The following is a 17,319-nucleotide window of genomic DNA, read 5'->3' as shown; positions in this document are numbered from 1 at the left end:
CTGTGTACGCTTCGTATTGCTGTTACCAGCTTCAACGCAACACTCGATATGAGTGGTTGGTTAGACCTTCCTCAATAGGGACTTTCACCCTACAAGTAGATGCCAAGCTTTCTTGGCGCACTATAAACTATCTATAATATTCCTAGATGGTTTAAGAAAATTCTCTGGAATTCTTTCCTCTAGCATCTCACCAGTTTTTTTGTTGATTTTATAAAAAGCTGAACTTACTTTACCACTAACATAATCATCACATAACCCATTTACAGCATTAATGTGCATTATATCTTTATCCATGTCAATAGTATCCGCTGAAAAGTTAACTCCAGAATACTCTCCTACAACAAATTGCTGAATAATTACACACATTTTTAAATCCTTAAAATTTAAATCATTTTTTACAAAATACCCTATAACCTTATCCTTAAATAGTGAAGCAAAACACTTTTTTATAGAAATTTTAACTTCTTCAAAAGAATTTAAATTTATAAATGAAGAAAACATACCTGCCATACTATATGCATCATTATCTTCACACAGTGCAGATGATCTTACTGCATAATTTCCTCCTGCTTCTTTGTTTTGTATATTATTAAAAAATTCAAGGATATCCGCCTCCATTTCAGAAGAAAATTCCCCATTTAATATAAAATTATATATCTCCACATTGTAAGCTAAATAATCTTCAGAATTATAATGAAATTTATTATACTCAAGAAACTTCATAAAAAACTCCGAAGACAATGCAAAGCCATTTGGAACTTGTACCCCACTTTTCATTAACTCCCCTAATGCACTTGCTTTGGTACCATATTTCTCTTTGTCAGTTAAACATAGATCTAATAACATTGATAACATAATTAAATCCCCCCATTTCATTTTCTTATGTTGTTAATTTGTAAGTTATTAACATCCATTATACAAATCCACTTAACACTTTACAAATATAAAAAAGACTTTGAAATGTGGTGTGCATCTATTAACTATTGTAAATATGGTTTTGCCTGCTTTTTCAAGGTATATATTGACAATAGGGTGTTTTTACCATATAATATGTTGACTGATTAACAGAGTAATAACTTATAGTAATGCAAATTGCCTAAAAAAATTCCCCCAAACTAAGTCTGAGGGAATAAAACACGCTTTAATTTTCACTCCATATATTCTTCATAAATTATAGCTAAAAGTTTCTCCTTGCTATTTAATTCTGGATTTTCTAAAGTTTTATCTAAGAGAAATCTAAGCATATCACCTATTTCTTTCCCTGTTTTAAGAGAGCATTCCCTCATTAAATCTCCACCGTTTATTGAAAGGTCTTTTATAGATAGAGGAACTTTAGATTCCAAAATAGCGGTTGCTTTTTCTTCTACCCTACTAATTTCTTCTAAACGAATTTCTGGAAAAGGAGAACCTAGTGCATCTGCCCTTTGCAATGTGAATAGATCTCCTACTAAATCCACTGAAACTCTATTAATAAGACGTTTTACAGAAGCATCTGTTGGCTTTGCAAGTACATTCATATGTTCATTTACTAAAATGCTAATTTCACTTATACTTTCATTGTCAAATTTAAGTCGTCTAAGTATTTGCTGGCATAATATAACACCTTTTTTATCATGACCATAAAAATGACCTACACCACTCTTATCTATCGTAAAACAATCTGGTTTAGCTATGTCATGTAATAGTGCTGCTATTCTTAAATTCAAAGACCTCGGGCAATTTTCCATAACAGCTAAAGTGTGCTGGAATACATCTTTGTCATGGTGAGGATTTTTCTGATTAAAGCCTACAGTTTTTTGAAGTTCTGGTAGTATAAACTCTAATATCTTAGTCTCCTCAAGTAATCTTAATGCTTTTGTGGAATTGTTAGATACCAGTATTTTGCATAGTTCATCGCGAGTTCTTTCACTACTTATATTTAATATAAGATTAGCATTTGCACTTATAGCCTTAAGCGTTTTTTCTTCTATTTGAAAATCTAGCCTTGCTGCAAAACGAATTGCTCTAAGCATTCTTAGTGCATCTTCTTGAAACCTTTTATTAGGTTCTCCTACGGCTCTAATTATTTTATTATTTAAATCTTCTATGCCACCAAAATAATCTATAACCCCTTGCTGCTCATTAAAAGCCATGGCATTTATTGTGAAATCACGTCTTGCCAGGTCTTCTTTTAAATTTGAAACAAAGGTAACCTCTTCCGGTCTTCTACTGTCCAGATATTCACCATCTACTCTATATGTTGTAACCTCAAATCCTTCACCACCTATCATAACAGTAACAGTACCGTGTTTAATACCTGTAGGCACTGTTTTATCAAATAGTTTAATTATTTCCTCTGGCAGGGCATTAGTAGCTATATCATAGTCTTTGGGCATAGATGTTCCGTTTATAAAATCCCGTATGCTTCCACCCACTATATACGATTCATATCCATTACTTTTTAAAGTGTCTAAAATCATTTTCACATCATTTGGTATAAACATAAACCCTCTGAATGTTATATTATCTTTAATCATTACAATCACCCTTTATTTTCACTATAATTCTAAATATACATAGCTATTGGTATAATTTCAATTACAGGCTCATTAATTTCTATTTGATTCTTATCATAATCCCTAATTAAATTTGTATTTTTTAGAAATCTATTTTTAAATTCTTGAAAATATTCTTCATCTAAATAATCAAAATATGTGCCACTGAGCAAACTATTGCTATTGTTTTCATTTTCCTTTAATATCCTTACCACTTTACCAAGCACAGTAATCTTAGCACCTTGAATATAATCTAAATTATCCGCCATATATTTTATTTCTAAGGGCACTATGAACTTTGTGTTACTAGTACCTATGCTACTACTAATAAATTTTAAACATTTTTCTTTTTTACAGTTTTCCATATCCTCTTTCAGAATTTTCAAAACTTGGGTCTTAACTTTATGCTCCTTACTTTCATCACCCATCTCTAAATTTTCAGGTGAAAAAGCCAATTGCATTTCCATCACCCTGATTATATCTTCTATATACTCTATCACTGGATTTTTATACAATTGACCCGTAAATTGAACAAAATCAAATTCCACTATATTCTTTACATCATTCTCATTATTTATAATTTTTAACATACTTTGATCATTTAGTATGTTCTTTAGTCTTGATAGTATTGTTATTACAATTGAGACTCTTTCTTCAATTCTCTGCGACGAGAATTCATTGACAAGTTGAACATTTAGATCACCTTGCATTATTTTACCACAAGTAAGTTCATATAATGGTGTAATTGTACTAATTGTTAATTGCTTTCTAGTGGTTTCACTTTTAATTTGTGCAAACTCTTGTATTACAATGGTATATAAATTATTTATCATATCTCCATTAAGGTATAGTGGTATTAGCGCTCTATTGTCCATGCCTCTTATGCCCTCCGTAAAAATAGTACTTCTTACCTAGTTTACATTGCACTTTTACGATTTAGAACAGTTTTTTTTGTAATAATTTCAATCTTCTTTATAACTTTTTGTAAATTATCCACATAAAGGTTGCTTTACAGGTTGGTGTTCTGTTAAAATATTATCATATACTATTAAAATAATTTGAGGGGGAAAAACTTATGGAACAAAAAACTTTTTTACGAAAATTTGGTGTACCTGAAAATATTATTTCAAACGTTCTTCTTATAAATACAAGGGATACTTATTATTGGTCTGTAGAAGCCTCCGATGATACCCTTACAACCTATTGCGCCAGGAACAAAAATGATATTTATGATGGTGCAGATGAAACACTATCCGAAAAAATAATCACTAATAAAAAATTATTTTTTAGAAACAAGGATATTGACCATAGCTTAGTTATTGAAGAATATATAAAAAGCTTTGACAATAATCAAAAATTATATGTTATAACTTCATTAAAAGACGACCTGTGCATGTATGAAAAACTTTAAAATTTTTACACTTGAAAATTTAATCATGTTCAAAAAATAACTAGGATACTGACTAGTTATTTTTTTAGAAATACTGATTTCATAACTATAGTTTCACCATACTTCTCTCTTAGACTATCCATAGTTTTGTCTATTGATCTTTGTTTTTCATCTTGAACACTACCCATATCAAAAATTGATGTTTGCTTAAAATTATCCTCACATAAATTATTAAGAGAAACTCCTAGTAACCTTATTGGTTCTCCCTTCCATAATTCATCAAAAATTTTTTTAACCGTTTCTAGTATTTCCTGCGTTGAATTCGAAGCATTTTTTAAAGTCTTACTGCGTGAATAATCATTAAATTCCTGATTTCTTATAGTTACGCAAATACAATAAGAGCACTTTTTTATATTTCTTAATCTAGTTGATGTATTCTCTACCAATGTTAATAATACTTTATAGGCTTCATTTTTAGTTTTAACATCATCAGATAATGTAGTGGAATTGCTTATACCTTTCAACTCATATTTATTCCATTTCACCTGCGAATCGTCTATACCATTTGCATATTTCCACATCATGTGCCCGCTACTTTTAAAGTGATATTTCAAAATTGAAGCATCATACTGAGCTAAATCCCCTATAGTAAATATATTTAAATTATTAAGCCTAGGAACTGTTCTCTTTCCAACCATAAAAAGCTCTCCTACTGGCAGCTTCCACAATTTCTTTTCTATCTCCGCTTTATAAAGTGTATGTATTTTATCAGGTTTTTCAAAATCAGATGCCATCTTAGCTAAAAGCTTAACATCTGATATTCCAATATTCACTGTAAATCCTAACTCTTTCTTTATCCTATCCTTGATTTCAGAGGCCAGGACCTGTGCTGCTTCTTTTGAAGTATTATAACTTGTTACATCTAAAAAGCACTCATCTATAGAGAACTTCTCCACATATGGCGTATAATCACTAAAAATTTCCCTTATACTCCTACTGCATCTTTCGTATAAACTAAAGTCAGGTGCTACAACTACAAGGTCTCTGCATTTCTTTCTTGCATTAAATAAGCTTTCTCCTGTTATTATCCCGCTTTTTTTAGCTAACATAGATTTTGCCAGGACTACTCCTCTTCTCGACTGCTCATCCCCTCCTATTACTGAGGCAATCTCTCTTAAATCAATCTCTTCGCCTTGCATAAGCTTATCTGCGGCGCTCCAAGAAAGAAAAGCTGAATTAACATCTATATGAAAAATAAGTTTATCCTTAAATTTAACCATCTAATCTCATCCTTTATAAAATAAATATTTTATACATACATATATTATATAGAATTTCAGAACAAAAAAGCAACCTATCCTTTTAATTAAGAATAGATTGCTTTTATTATATATTTACAGGTTAGTATAAACCTTATGCTTTAGTACTAGCTTTTAGAAATTCTTTTATCTCATCTGAATCACCAAATGATAATACTGGCCCAGAGAGCTTTACGCACTCTTGGTAGTTAGAATCTGTAACAGCTTTACGTGCTCTTAATATTGAAGAGGCACTCATACTTAATTCATCTAGTCCAAACCCAAGTAATAAAGGAATAAGATTTGTGTCTCCAGCCATTTCTCCACACATACCTACCATTATTCCTGCTTTATGTCCATTATCTATTACAGTTTTAATAAGTCTTAAAACCCCTGGATGATAAAAATCATATAAATATGATATTTTCTCATTCATTCTATCTACTGCTGTAGTGTACTGAATTAAATCATTAGTACCTATACTAAAGAAATCTACCTCTTTAGCTAATATATCTGATATTAATGCCGCTGAAGGTATTTCTATCATAATACCAACTTGAAGATTCTCATCAAATACTAGGCCTTCTGATTTAAGCTCATTTTTACACTGCTCTAATATTTCTTTAGCCTGTCGAAGTTCCTGAAGACAAGATATCATAGGAAACATGATTTTAAGAGTGCCATGAGTAGACGCTCTGAGTAAAGCTCTTAATTGAGTTATAAATATATCTGTTCTATCAAGACAAAGTCTTATAGCTCTATATCCTAAAAATGGATTCATTTCCTCATCCATAGGTAGATAATCTAATTTCTTATCTCCACCAATATCCAAAGTTCTTATAATAACAGGTTTTCCACTCATCTTTTCAAGAACTGACTTGTATGTCTCAAATTGTTCTTCCTCAGTTGGAAGAGCAGTTTTTGACATATATAAAAACTCTGTTCTAAATAATCCTATAGCTTCTGCACCATTTTTGAGCACAGATTCTAAGTCTTCTACAGATCCTATATTGGCAGCCAGCTCTACTGTTTTACCATCTAATGTAGTGGATTTCATAGTTGCATACTTAAGTAGCTGATTTTTAGATTCAGTAAATTCAATTTTTTTAGCTTTATAATCATTTAGAGTTTTCTTGTCAGGATTAATAATAATTATACCTTCTTCTCCATCTACAATAATTAAATCGCCATCTTCAATTTTACTTATGCTAGCACCAACACCTACAACTGCTGGTAGCTCTAAAGAGCGTGCAATAATGCAAGTATGAGCAGTTTTCCCTCCTATTTCAGTTACTAGTGCCAAGACTTTAGTTTTATCAATCTGTGCTGTATCTGAGGGAGTAAGATCCTTTGCTACTAATATACATTCTTCTTGAATTTCTGCAATTGAAGCTATTTTTATGCCCATTAGTATATTTAGCACTCTTTTACTTATATCTCTAATATCCGCTGCTCGTTCTGTCATATATTTATTTTCCATAAGTTCGAAAATAGCTGCTGTTTCATCACCTACAGTTTTTAGTGAATATTCAGCATTGAATTTTTCACTGGCAATTTTCTTTTGAATAGAACCTATGAATTCTGGATCTTTAAGCATAAACAAATGAGCTTCGAATATTTCAGCTTTTTCACTACCTAGTTTTTCTTTCACATCTTTGTTTATTTTTTCTAGTTGCATGGTTGCTTCTTCCACTGCATTATTAAACCTAGCTAGCTCTCGCTCTGAGTCCACAACTTTACTTTCTTTTATTTCTACAACTTCTTCGCTAATAACTAATGCTCTACCTATAGCTATTCCAAAGGATGCACCTATTGCTTTTAACATACATTAATTCCTCCTAGTAGTTCTCTTAGGAAGGTAACAATTATCAATTGCTTTCCTTTATTATACAAGTCCTTCTTCTATAAGTTTTACCATAGCTACTGCTGCGGCTTCTTCATCATCACCAGTAGTTTTTATTGTTATTTCATCATTTTTAACAGCTGCCATACACATTATAGCCACTATACTTTTTGCATTATACTCATTACCATCTTTTACTATAAGCACTTCTGATTTAAACTTAGAAGCCTCTTTAACTACTGATAATGCTGGTCTTGCATGTATTCCTGTTTCACTTTTAACTATTGCTTTTTTTTCCATCATAATATACGCACCCCTATTTCTTTAATTTTATTATTATTACTTCATTATTTTTATCTACAGTCCCTAGTTTAAATTCTAGTGATTCCATTATTTCATTATCTGTAAGCACTAACACACACAAATTAGATTTAGCCTTAGCTTTTATTAAGTCATTATTAAAAGATAATAATTTATCTCCAGCCTTAACTTGTTGTGCCTTTTCAACGAAAGCTTCGAATCCTTCACCCTTCATTTCTACTGTATCAATACCTATGTGAAGTAATATCTCTATACCCTCTTTACTCTTTAAAACCATAGCATGTTTTGTAGGGAACACCTGAAGAATTTCGCCATCAACTGGAGCATATAAAATTCCTTCTGTAGATTCAAATCCTATTCCATTACCTAACATTTTTGTGGAAAAAACCTCATCTGGTATTTCTGATATGTCAAAACATCTTCCCACAACTGGAGATTTTATAATTATCTTATTTTCTTCTTTGCTTTTTTTGAAAAAACCAAACATTTTTATCATCCTCGCCTTCTCTAAGGTAGATAACAATTAACAATTGTTATCCTCCTAAATTTACTTTATTATGAGATTTTACTTTGAATTTTAACTTATATATAAATATTAGTTTGTGCATTGTTTAGCATTTTAAATACATTTATTAAAAATCTACTAAAGTATCTTAATCCAGTAAACTGGCTTAATCCAGTAAACTGGCTTAAGCCACTAACATGGCTTAAGATTTACTTTTGAAGTATTCTTTAAAAAAAAAGACACAACCTAATAATATGCATAAAAGCATTTTATATGGTTAATGCCTGATCTAATCAGTAACACACCTAATAATATAATCATTATTTTTAATTTGATTGCTTTAATCTGTAAATATGTAATGACATATATCCGATTTCATCTTCACAAACTTCTTTAAAAAGCTTTTTTGATATAAACTTACATACCTTCTTAGAAATTTCAAACTCTTCACTCATTGAAGTTTTAATGGATTCTAACATTACATTTTTTAAAACCTTATCATTTTCTATCCTATCTAGCGCATACCTTAAATGAGACACTAGCCGCGCATACTCCATGGATTTTTGATTAGTTTTTATTCCAAGTATCTCTTGAATATATTCCATTACTTCTTTAATGATTCTAGTATATTTAAGACTTTGAGACACTTCCACATTAACTCTAGCAGAATGTATATGAAGAGTAATAAAACCGATTTCACTTTCTGGGAGCAATACATTTAATTTTTCTTTAATAAGTTTTGAACCTTTTTCTGCTATGCTATATTCGTTAGGATAAAGCGTCTGTATTTCATTTAAAAAAGGATTAACTATATCAATTTCAAGTTCCATTCTTTTCATTGCAAAACTAATATGGTCAGCCAGCCCAACATGTATGCGAGAAACTAACTTTTCTTTTAAAATATCTTCTGCAAGAGAAATTATTTCTTCTGTTACTGCTAGAATTTGACCTTCTACACTCTTAACAATTTCAACATAGTTATCTTTTTCACTATCGTCAATTTTAATAAACTTCTGCTCTATGGTACTCCCTTTAGTTATAAGTTCACCAGGTTTTTTACCAAACCCTATTCCTTTTCCAAAAAGAACATAGACATTACTATTTTTTTCAGAAACAACAACATTGCTACTAAGAGATTTTAATACTTTATAATCAATATCCATATTAACATTACCTCTTCTACATTTTAAAATACATTTTGAAATTATTCAAGCGTTTTTTAAAATATATTCTTAAAATTTAAAATATTAGCCCTTATTCTGTCGTTTTTTGTTAACTATACTCTTTAAATCACAATTTTCTTCTTTAAATTACCATATTCTCATTTTAACATTGTATAATATAACATAATTATTATTCATAAGTAATTTTTATACATATGAGCTGTTTCACACTTAAACATATTAAATCACTAATGTTTACTATAATTTAAATAAAATCCTGACTTTTGTCAGGATTTTATGCTGTGGTCTTTCATCACCATAAGATAATAATCACATTGAAATTCACTATTAAAAGTTCTCTCTAGTTCTTTTAATTTTTCTGTTTCTCCTTGTGATAAATTAGCATATGCTATGTCTTTAGAATCTTTTAAGTACTCTTTATCCATTAAAATCACCTCATAATTATTTTCCCCTTAAAATTTATTCTTATGTAAAATTATTAAGCCATAAAGCTAATTATGAGAGAGCACCCTAAATTAATTAGAGCGCCCCTTAAAATTTTTAAGCCATAAACATTTTTATATCCTCTTCTACGGTTCCTATTCCAGCTATTCCAAAGTTTTCAACTAACACATTAACAACATTTGGTGATAAGAATGCTGGCAGTGTTGGTCCTAAGTGAATATTTTTAACACCTAGGTGTAATAATGCGAGTAGAACTATTACAGCTTTTTGCTCATACCATGCAATATTGTAAGTTATTGGCAATTCATTGATATCTTCCAGGCCAAATACTTCTTGAAGTTTCATTGCTATAACAACTAATGAATATGAATCATTACATTGCCCTGCATCTAGAACTCTAGGAATTCCACCAATATCTCCAAGTTCTAATTTATTGTATCTGTATTTTGCACATCCCGCAGTTAAAATAACTGTATCATTTGGTAGTTCCTTTGCAAATTCAGTGTAATATTCACGGCCTTTCATTCTTCCATCGCAACCAGCCATTACAAAGAATCTTTTGATTGCTCCTGTTTTAACAGCATCTACAACTTTATCAGCTAGTGCCAGGACTTGGTTATGAGCAAAGCCTCCAACTATTTCTCCTCTTTCAATTTCAATTGGAGCACTACATTTTTTAGCATGTTCAATTATAACTGAAAAATCTTTTGCATTTCCATCTTTTCTATCTGCTATATGCTTCATGCCATCAAATCCAGCTGCTCCTGTAGTATAAACTCTATCCTTATAAGAATCTTTTGGAGGAGTAATACAGTTTGTTGTCATTAGTATTGGCCCATTAAAACTTTCAAACTCTGAATCTTGTTTCCACCATGCATTTCCGTAGTTACCTACAAGGTGAGTATATTTTTTGAAAGCTGGATAATAGTTTGCTGGTAACATTTCGCTATGAGTATATACATCTACTCCGCTGCCTTCTGTTTGTTTTAACAGCTCTTCCATATCTTTTAGATCATGTCCACTAATTAATATAGCAGGGTTATTTCGAACGCCGATGTTCACCTTTGAAATTTCAGGATTGCCATAAGTAGTAGTGTTAGCTTCATCTAGTAGTGCCATAGCATCTACTCCATATTTACCACACTCTAGTACTAACGCCACCAATTCATCAACAGATAGACTATCATTAGTTGTTTGTGCCAAGCCCTTTTGCATATATGCATATATGTCGTTATTCTCATACCCTAAATTATATCCGTGCTCAGTATAAGCTGCTATTCCTTTAATACCATAAATTACGAGTTCTCTGAGTGATCTTACATCTTCATTTTCTGTTTTAAGTACTCCTACATTCATAGATTTACTCTCAAACTCTGAAGTACTACCTGTCCATGTTGCACATTCAGGTAAATTTCCCTCTATTACTCCACCAGCATTTAATAGTTCACCTTTAATTACTTCACGTAATTCTAATGCTTTTGTTATTGTTTCTATAAATCTATTTTTATCAAAATTTGCATTTGTTATTGTCATGAATAACCCATTTGCTACAAATTTATTTACTTCCTGGTTTTCTACGCCTAGTTTTCTTGCTCTTGTACTATAAATTGATATTCCTTTTAAAACATAAATTAGTAAATCCTGCATATTAGCTAGATCATCTGTTTTACCACAAACTCCTCGTGATGTACAACCCGTTCCTTTTGAAGCCTCTTGACATTGATAACAAAACATACCCATTTTAAATTCCTCCTAATATTTTTCTGGAATAACAACAATTTTGTATAATTGTCTTCCATATATTTTAAATTTATTGATTTGAATAATTAATACAGATATAAACAATTTGATACTTATTTTTGAACTACCTTTAGTATACTTTTATCCAGATATAAAGTCGGTAACAAATGTTACGCAACTATAACTTTTATAATTTATTTATATATGCCCCTGTACATAATAATAATAATAATAATATACTCATGCAAATTACTTAGAACTATATAACCAATGACCCTTTATATTGAAAGTTTTGTCTTAATATGGTATTATTACTATATTAAAATAATAAGAATAGGAGTAAATATTGTGAAAAATTTAAACATTAATAAACTAGTAAAAGCTAGCCTCTTTCTTGCCTTAGCTATAGTTTTTCAGGTAATAGGAAAAACCGTGCCTCAAATAAGCCAATTTTTTGTTGGACCAGCTATTAATGCAATACTTATACTCACAGCTGCAATTTGCGGAGGTGTTTATGGAATACTCGTAGGCTCTTTAACTCCCCTACTAGCTTTTTTAACTGGACAACTTCCTAGCGCCTTTGGACCATTTATCCCTTTTATAATTATTGGCAACATGCTATTTGTTCTTAGTTTTGTAATTGTAAGTAAACGAGATAAATATGGCAAATACTTAGGAATTATAATTGGAGCTTTTATAAAATATATATTTTTATGGATTTCTGCATCAAAGCTTATCCCCTTATTCAATCTAAATATACCAACAAAAATGGCGAATATGCTAGTTATTGCTATGGGTATACCCCAATTTATAACTGCACTCATTGGAGGAACTTTTGCATTAATTCTAATTGAAATTTTAAGAAAGAGAAAAGTCTACATATAAAGTTAACCCTAACTAAACATTTTCTATTATTTCTTAAAACATTGTTCCAAATCATAAAACAATTAACATAAACTATAAAAAACTTAACACTAACTTAACATTGCTGTGATAAAATTTCATAGGAAACATAGGAAATATTCTTTTTAAAAGGAGAGCAAATATGGATTATAAAATGATTTTTCAACTTTTAGGTGGCCTCGGACTATTTGTATACGGAATGAAGCTTATGGGGGATGGTCTTCAGAAAGCTGCAGGAGAAAAATTAAAAAGAATGCTAGAAATTCTAACTAGCAATAAATTTTTCGCTGTACTTGTGGGTGCAGGGGTTACTGCAATTATTCAAAGTAGTAGCGCAACTACAGTAATGACTGTAGGTTTTGTAAATGCAGGGCTTATGAATTTATTCCAAGCTGCTGGGGTTATTATGGGAGCAAACATTGGTACTACAATGACCGCTCAACTTATAGCCTTTAAACTTACAGATATTGCACCCTTCATTCTTGCTATAGGCGCAGCTTTAGTTATGTTTTGCAAAAAGAAAAAAACTAAAGACATTGGCGAAATCGTTTTAGGCTTTGGTATATTATTTGTAGGTATGACAATGATGGAAAGTTCTATGCGGCCTTTAAGCCAGCTAGATAGCTTTAGAAATCTTATTTTAGTTTTAGGTAAACATCCATTCATGGGTGTTCTTGTTGGTCTTGGTATGACCGCAACAGTTCAGAGTAGTAGTGCTACTATTGGAATATTAATGGCACTTGCTGCAAATAGCAGTATCACCCTTGGCGTTGCACTTCCCATACTTTTTGGAGACAATATTGGAACCTGCACTACAGCTCTCCTTGCAAGTATAGGGACAACTAAAAATGCTAAAAGAGCTGCACTTATACATTTGATTTTTAACACCACAGGCACAATAATGTTTATGCTGGCTTTCAAACCAGTGTTAAAAATTGTTCCAATGTTTGGCGGGGATATTCAAAGACAAATTGCCAACGCTCACACATTGTTTAATTTAGCAAATGTATTTATTCAAGTTTGGTTTATAAATATTTTAGTTAAAATTGTTAATAAATTAGTACCTGGAGATGATCAAAAATCATCTGATCTAGTACTGGAATACTTGGATGTAAGGCTACTAGAAACTCCTGCTATAGCCGTTGGACAAGTTATTAAGGAAGTTAGTAGAATGGGGAAACTTGCCTCTGAAAATCTTTCTAATGCAATGGGAGCCTTTTTAAATTGTGATGAAAACTTGATGAGCTCTGTTAGCGAGCATGAGATTACCATAAATTATCTTGAAAGAGAAATAACTGGTTATATGGTATCCCTTTCAAATACCTCTCTATCAGAACATCAATCTGAGGTCATTACTTCACTTTATCATGTAGTAAATGATATAGAGAGAATCGGGGATCACGCTGATAACTTAGGTGAGCTTGCTAGATTAAAGTTGGATAATAAACTCACTTTTTCAGAAAAAGCGATATCTGATGTTACATATATGTTTGAAACTGTAAATTACTGCGTAGACAATGCCATCGCAGCACTCGAAAATTCCGACTTAGAATCTGCTCGCAAAGCAATGGATGTAGAAGATAAGATAGATGAACTAGAAAAGCGACTTAAAAATGATCACATAACTAGATTAAATAAATTTGAATGTACACCAGCTGGTGGCTCTGTTTATCTAGAGCTATTAACTAATCTTGAAAGAGTTGGAGACCATTCAAATAATATTGCACAGATGGTTATTAATTCCAAATAAATTTTGAACACAAAAAAAGATTAAGGCATAGTGTAAAACTAATCCTTAGTCTTTTTTTATCTCTGCGGTTTATTAATTTTTTTATTTTTGAAATACTATTATTGCTAGCTACTCTAAGATATTTGTTTGGCCTTACACATATTATTTAATTCCACTTCTATTATATTTTGTACATATCCCCCTAAATCCTGCTGCTCCTCTTTACTTAATGAATTAAGATAAATAGGTTTATGAATAACCATATTGATTTTATTTCCCATAACTTTTTTGCCTACTTCTAATACATTATAAGTTCCATCTATTGTTATTGGTACTATGCAAGTTCTAGACCTTGTTGCAAGTTTCATACTCCCTTTTCTAAAGGAATTCATTTTAGATTTTAGACTTCTTGTACCTTCTGGAAAAATCATCATAGAATATCCCTGGTTTATCTTTTCCACACCTTCTTGAATGGTTTTAATTGATTCTCTAGGACTTTGCCTATTTATATAAATTGATCCTATTGCTTTTAACCAGCTACTGATCAATGGTATTTTTTTTATCTCTTTCTTAGCCACAAACCCAAAAGGCTTATCAATATAAGCAAGCAATGCAAACCCATCAAAAATAGCTTGATGATTTGCTATAAAAACACAATTTTCCACTGGTATATTTTCAGTACCTCTAACATTCATACTAGTCTTAGTTATCCTCAAAACATATTTTGCAATATTTTGCACTGCTCTAAATGCAAGCATTTCAGACTCTTTAGGTGATTTCCTTTGTATGTATTTTATTTTAATTAAACTAAGAGATGAAATACTTAAATATATTGAAAAATATAAATACCATAATAATTTTATCATGAATTCCCCCCATGGTAATTTCTTTAACTATCATCACATTCTATGGGCTCTAAACTCATAACTACACTAATATAATTACTAGTTTATCTTTTACTACCACTTATATGCAAATATACCTTTTGATTCTATCAAACTTTTTTAAAAATAGATATAACTTTGTATTAATGTATGCTTAGCAGTGTATTATTTATACATTTGCGTTACTTTTTTGTTACATTTTCCTTTATATATTGACAAAAACTAGATAAAGTATATTATTAAAGTATAGTCTAAGGTATTTTATCTTTAAAGGAGGCAACAATTATGATAGTTACAAAATGGTATGACAAAAAGAAAAAAGAAAAACAAAGAAAATTAAGAATTCAAACTGCAAAAAAAATACTAATTGGAACTGCAGCTGGTAGTGTAAGTGGTTTACTAGGTGGTCTGCTTTTTTCCCCTAAATCTGGTAAAGAAACTAGAGAAGATATTGCTAACTCCTCAAAAGAGCTTACAAACAATATTAAAGAAAAAACTATAGAACTTAAAGGTAATGCAGCAGATGCTAAAGTTAAACTCAAACAAAAAAGTACAGAACTTAAGGGAGCAATAAACAATAAAGTTGCTGATGCTAAGGATAATGTAACAGATGCAAAAGTTAAAGTTTCTCAATATTTAAATGAGAAAAAGACAACAAAAGCAATTTTTGAAACAGTAGATAATGCTATTGCCGGTGACAATGAAGTTATAGCTTCAATTTTAGGACAACCCGATGCAATTGAAAAAGACACTAAAAAATAAGCAAAATTTAAAAGAATAGTGGTGTTATTAATGTATGTAGACTTTTTTAAATTAGGACAAGGCCTATTACTCTTTCTTGGTATAGTCATTTTAATTGTACTTATAATAGGACTTCTAAAACTTATTAAAACTATATCAAGTGTAAATTCAATCATCAAAAAGAATGAAGATAGTATTGATGAGATATTAACCAGTTTACCAAAAACTTTTAAAAATATATACGAAGTAACTGATAATATAAAAGATGTTACTGAAGTAGTAGTGCAGACAACTGCCACTGCACTTGGAGCAACAGAATCTTTCGAAAGATATTTAGTATATATAGTAGATATTTTAACTATTATAAAAAAAATATTTTCTAACAAAAAGTAGGGGTTGCTCCTACTTTTTTTCAGTATTATACAAGACATTATTTGTTTTTCAATATCTTAAGTCGCTCTTTAATTTTTTTCTCATATCCATTATCACGAGCTTCATAATATACTGTATTAATTAGTTCATCAGGCAAATATTGCTGCTTCACATAACTTCCTTCATAGTCATGAGGGTATAAATATCCTACCCCATGTCCTAATTTTTTTGCCCCGCTATAACTTTGATCCCTTAAATGAACTGGTATCCCACCTATGTTTTTTTCTTCTACATCTTTAAGTGCACTATTAATAGCCATATAAGATGCATTGCTCTTAGGAGCTGAGGCTATATAAATTGCAGCTTGTGCTAAAATAATTCTTGCTTCTGGCATCCCTACAAACTGAACCGCCTGTGCTGCATTATTTGCTACCAGGATTGCAATAGGATCTGCATTCCCCACGTCTTCCGCTGCAGCTATTACAATTCTTCTAGCGATAAATTTAGGATCTTCTCCAGCATATATCATTCTAGCTAAGTAATGAATCGTAGCATCAGGGTCAGAGCCCCTCATGCTCTTAATAAAAGCAGAAATCACATCATAATGTTCATCTCTATTTTTATCATATTTTATATGTTTTTTTTGCAGACATTCCTGAGCGACCTCTATGGTTATGTTTATTCTGCCTTGCTCATCTCTATCTGTAGTGAGTACTGATAATTCCAAGGCATTAAGTGCACGCCTAGCATCTCCATTTGCCATATTTGCAAGATAACTTATAGCATCACTTTCCATACAAATATTAGCATTTCCAAAACCTACTTCTTTGTCTTCTAATGCACGTGTAAGAATTTTTTGAATATGTTTTTCCTCCAGAGGTTCCAGTTTAAATAGCATAGACCTAGATATTAATGCATTATTAACCTCAAAATAGGGATTTTCTGTAGTTGCCCCAATTAAGACTATTGTTCCCTTCTCTACAAAAGGTAATAATGCATCCTGTTGGGCTTTATTAAATCTATGAATCTCATCTATAAATAAGATAGTTTTAATATCGTACATTCCTAAATCGTTCTTTGCCGCGGCCACAACTTCTCTTAATTCTTTTAGCCCATCTGTAACTGCATTTAGCCTAACAAAATTAGATTTTGTTGTATTTGCAATAACTTTAGCCAAGCTAGTTTTGCCTGTACCTGGCGGGCCATATAGTATTAATGAGGTTATTTTATCAGCAATAATCGCCCGGTGCAAAAGCTTTCCCTTGCCTAAAACATGCTCTTGCCCTACGTAATCCTCTAATTTTTCAGGTTTTAATCTTTCCGCAAGTGGTGCATCTTTTAATAAATTTTTTTCCGCTTGTAATTCAAATATATCCATATGATCACCTATCAGGCACATTCAAATAAATAACAAGTCAATAGGTTAGACTA

At 31.0% G+C, this 17,319-nt stretch carries 17 protein-coding genes; 5 read left to right on the top strand and 12 right to left on the bottom strand.

The genetic code is table 11. From position 1 onward, the window contains the following. Positions 1 to 120: 120 nt before the first annotated feature. The 3 genes from ACREV6_RS14825 to ACREV6_RS14815 all read right to left on the bottom strand — a co-directional run bounded on the left by ACREV6_RS14825 (position 121) and on the right by ACREV6_RS14815 (position 3,409). Positions 121 to 855 carry a PEP/pyruvate-binding domain-containing protein gene (locus tag ACREV6_RS14825; protein ID WP_431578816.1) on the bottom strand — a complete coding sequence of 245 codons (735 nt, stop codon included), beginning with the start codon at positions 853 to 855 and terminating at the stop codon, positions 121 to 123. 293 nt (positions 856 to 1,148) lie between these two features. Continuing rightward, positions 1,149 to 2,516 carry a CCA tRNA nucleotidyltransferase gene (locus ACREV6_RS14820; protein ID WP_431578815.1) on the bottom strand — a complete coding sequence of 456 codons (1,368 nt, stop codon included), beginning with the start codon at positions 2,514 to 2,516 and terminating at the stop codon, positions 1,149 to 1,151. A gap of 29 nt (positions 2,517 to 2,545) precedes the next feature. After that, a complete protein-coding gene (locus tag ACREV6_RS14815; RefSeq protein ID WP_431578814.1) occupies positions 2,546 to 3,409 on the bottom strand; it encodes a DUF6414 family protein in 864 nt (287 codons plus the stop codon). A 200-nt stretch (positions 3,410 to 3,609) separates the two neighbouring features. Here ACREV6_RS14815 and ACREV6_RS14810 point away from each other — a divergent pair, with 200 nt between their 5' ends. Beyond that, positions 3,610 to 3,945: a hypothetical protein gene (locus ACREV6_RS14810; RefSeq protein ID WP_431578813.1), complete on the top strand. Its 336-nt coding sequence runs from the start codon at positions 3,610 to 3,612 to the stop codon at positions 3,943 to 3,945. A gap of 56 nt (positions 3,946 to 4,001) precedes the next feature. Here ACREV6_RS14810 and ACREV6_RS14805 read toward each other — a convergent pair whose 3' ends face one another. The 7 genes from ACREV6_RS14805 to hcp all read right to left on the bottom strand — a co-directional run bounded on the left by ACREV6_RS14805 (position 4,002) and on the right by hcp (position 11,259). Beyond that, positions 4,002 to 5,204 carry a Y-family DNA polymerase gene (locus ACREV6_RS14805; protein ID WP_431578812.1) on the bottom strand — a complete coding sequence of 401 codons (1,203 nt, stop codon included), beginning with the start codon at positions 5,202 to 5,204 and terminating at the stop codon, positions 4,002 to 4,004. 133 nt (positions 5,205 to 5,337) lie between these two features. After that, positions 5,338 to 7,047, bottom strand: coding sequence for a phosphoenolpyruvate--protein phosphotransferase (gene ptsP, locus ACREV6_RS14800; protein WP_431578811.1), 1,710 nt, complete (start codon positions 7,045 to 7,047; stop codon positions 5,338 to 5,340). A gap of 60 nt (positions 7,048 to 7,107) precedes the next feature. Beyond that, on the bottom strand, positions 7,108 to 7,368 hold the full coding sequence (locus tag ACREV6_RS14795; RefSeq protein WP_125002626.1) for an HPr family phosphocarrier protein: 261 nt from the start codon (positions 7,366 to 7,368) through the stop codon (positions 7,108 to 7,110). 13 nt (positions 7,369 to 7,381) lie between these two features. Further along, positions 7,382 to 7,882: a PTS sugar transporter subunit IIA gene (locus tag ACREV6_RS14790; protein ID WP_431578810.1), complete on the bottom strand. Its 501-nt coding sequence runs from the start codon at positions 7,880 to 7,882 to the stop codon at positions 7,382 to 7,384. 335 nt (positions 7,883 to 8,217) lie between these two features. Continuing rightward, positions 8,218 to 9,054: a PRD domain-containing protein gene (locus ACREV6_RS14785; protein WP_431578809.1), complete on the bottom strand. Its 837-nt coding sequence runs from the start codon at positions 9,052 to 9,054 to the stop codon at positions 8,218 to 8,220. Positions 9,055 to 9,341: 287 nt separating this feature from the next. Beyond that, positions 9,342 to 9,500: a polynucleotide phosphorylase gene (locus ACREV6_RS14780; protein ID WP_220321397.1), complete on the bottom strand. Its 159-nt coding sequence runs from the start codon at positions 9,498 to 9,500 to the stop codon at positions 9,342 to 9,344. A 115-nt stretch (positions 9,501 to 9,615) separates the two neighbouring features. Next, on the bottom strand, positions 9,616 to 11,259 hold the full coding sequence (hcp, locus tag ACREV6_RS14775; protein ID WP_431578808.1) for a hydroxylamine reductase: 1,644 nt from the start codon (positions 11,257 to 11,259) through the stop codon (positions 9,616 to 9,618). Positions 11,260 to 11,607: 348 nt separating this feature from the next. Here hcp and ACREV6_RS14770 point away from each other — a divergent pair, with 348 nt between their 5' ends. Together ACREV6_RS14770 and ACREV6_RS14765 are read left to right on the top strand one after the other, a co-directional pair. Next, positions 11,608 to 12,144, top strand: coding sequence for an ECF transporter S component (locus tag ACREV6_RS14770; protein WP_431578807.1), 537 nt, complete (start codon positions 11,608 to 11,610; stop codon positions 12,142 to 12,144). A gap of 160 nt (positions 12,145 to 12,304) precedes the next feature. Then, the gene (locus ACREV6_RS14765; RefSeq protein ID WP_431578806.1) at positions 12,305 to 13,912 is read left to right on the top strand and encodes a Na/Pi cotransporter family protein; all 1,608 of its coding nucleotides are present in this window, start codon (positions 12,305 to 12,307) and stop codon (positions 13,910 to 13,912) included. Between the two features lie 113 nt (positions 13,913 to 14,025). Here ACREV6_RS14765 and ACREV6_RS14760 read toward each other — a convergent pair whose 3' ends face one another. After that, positions 14,026 to 14,757 carry a lysophospholipid acyltransferase family protein gene (locus ACREV6_RS14760; protein ID WP_431578805.1) on the bottom strand — a complete coding sequence of 244 codons (732 nt, stop codon included), beginning with the start codon at positions 14,755 to 14,757 and terminating at the stop codon, positions 14,026 to 14,028. A gap of 303 nt (positions 14,758 to 15,060) precedes the next feature. Here ACREV6_RS14760 and ACREV6_RS14755 point away from each other — a divergent pair, with 303 nt between their 5' ends. Both ACREV6_RS14755 and ACREV6_RS14750 read left to right on the top strand, forming a co-directional pair. Then, the gene (locus ACREV6_RS14755; RefSeq protein WP_431578804.1) at positions 15,061 to 15,537 is read left to right on the top strand and encodes a YtxH domain-containing protein; all 477 of its coding nucleotides are present in this window, start codon (positions 15,061 to 15,063) and stop codon (positions 15,535 to 15,537) included. Positions 15,538 to 15,555: 18 nt separating this feature from the next. After that, positions 15,556 to 15,909: a hypothetical protein gene (locus ACREV6_RS14750; protein ID WP_431578803.1), complete on the top strand. Its 354-nt coding sequence runs from the start codon at positions 15,556 to 15,558 to the stop codon at positions 15,907 to 15,909. Positions 15,910 to 15,946: 37 nt separating this feature from the next. Here the strand turns inward: ACREV6_RS14750 and ACREV6_RS14745 are convergent, their stop codons facing one another. Further along, positions 15,947 to 17,266 carry a replication-associated recombination protein A gene (locus tag ACREV6_RS14745; RefSeq protein WP_431578802.1) on the bottom strand — a complete coding sequence of 440 codons (1,320 nt, stop codon included), beginning with the start codon at positions 17,264 to 17,266 and terminating at the stop codon, positions 15,947 to 15,949. Positions 17,267 to 17,319 lie beyond the last annotated feature (53 nt).

The organism is Clostridium sp. (assembly GCF_050717515.1).
Taxonomy (GTDB): Bacteria; Bacillota; Clostridia; order Clostridiales; family Clostridiaceae; genus Clostridium_AD.
This window is presented reverse-complemented; position numbering and strand designations above follow the sequence as displayed.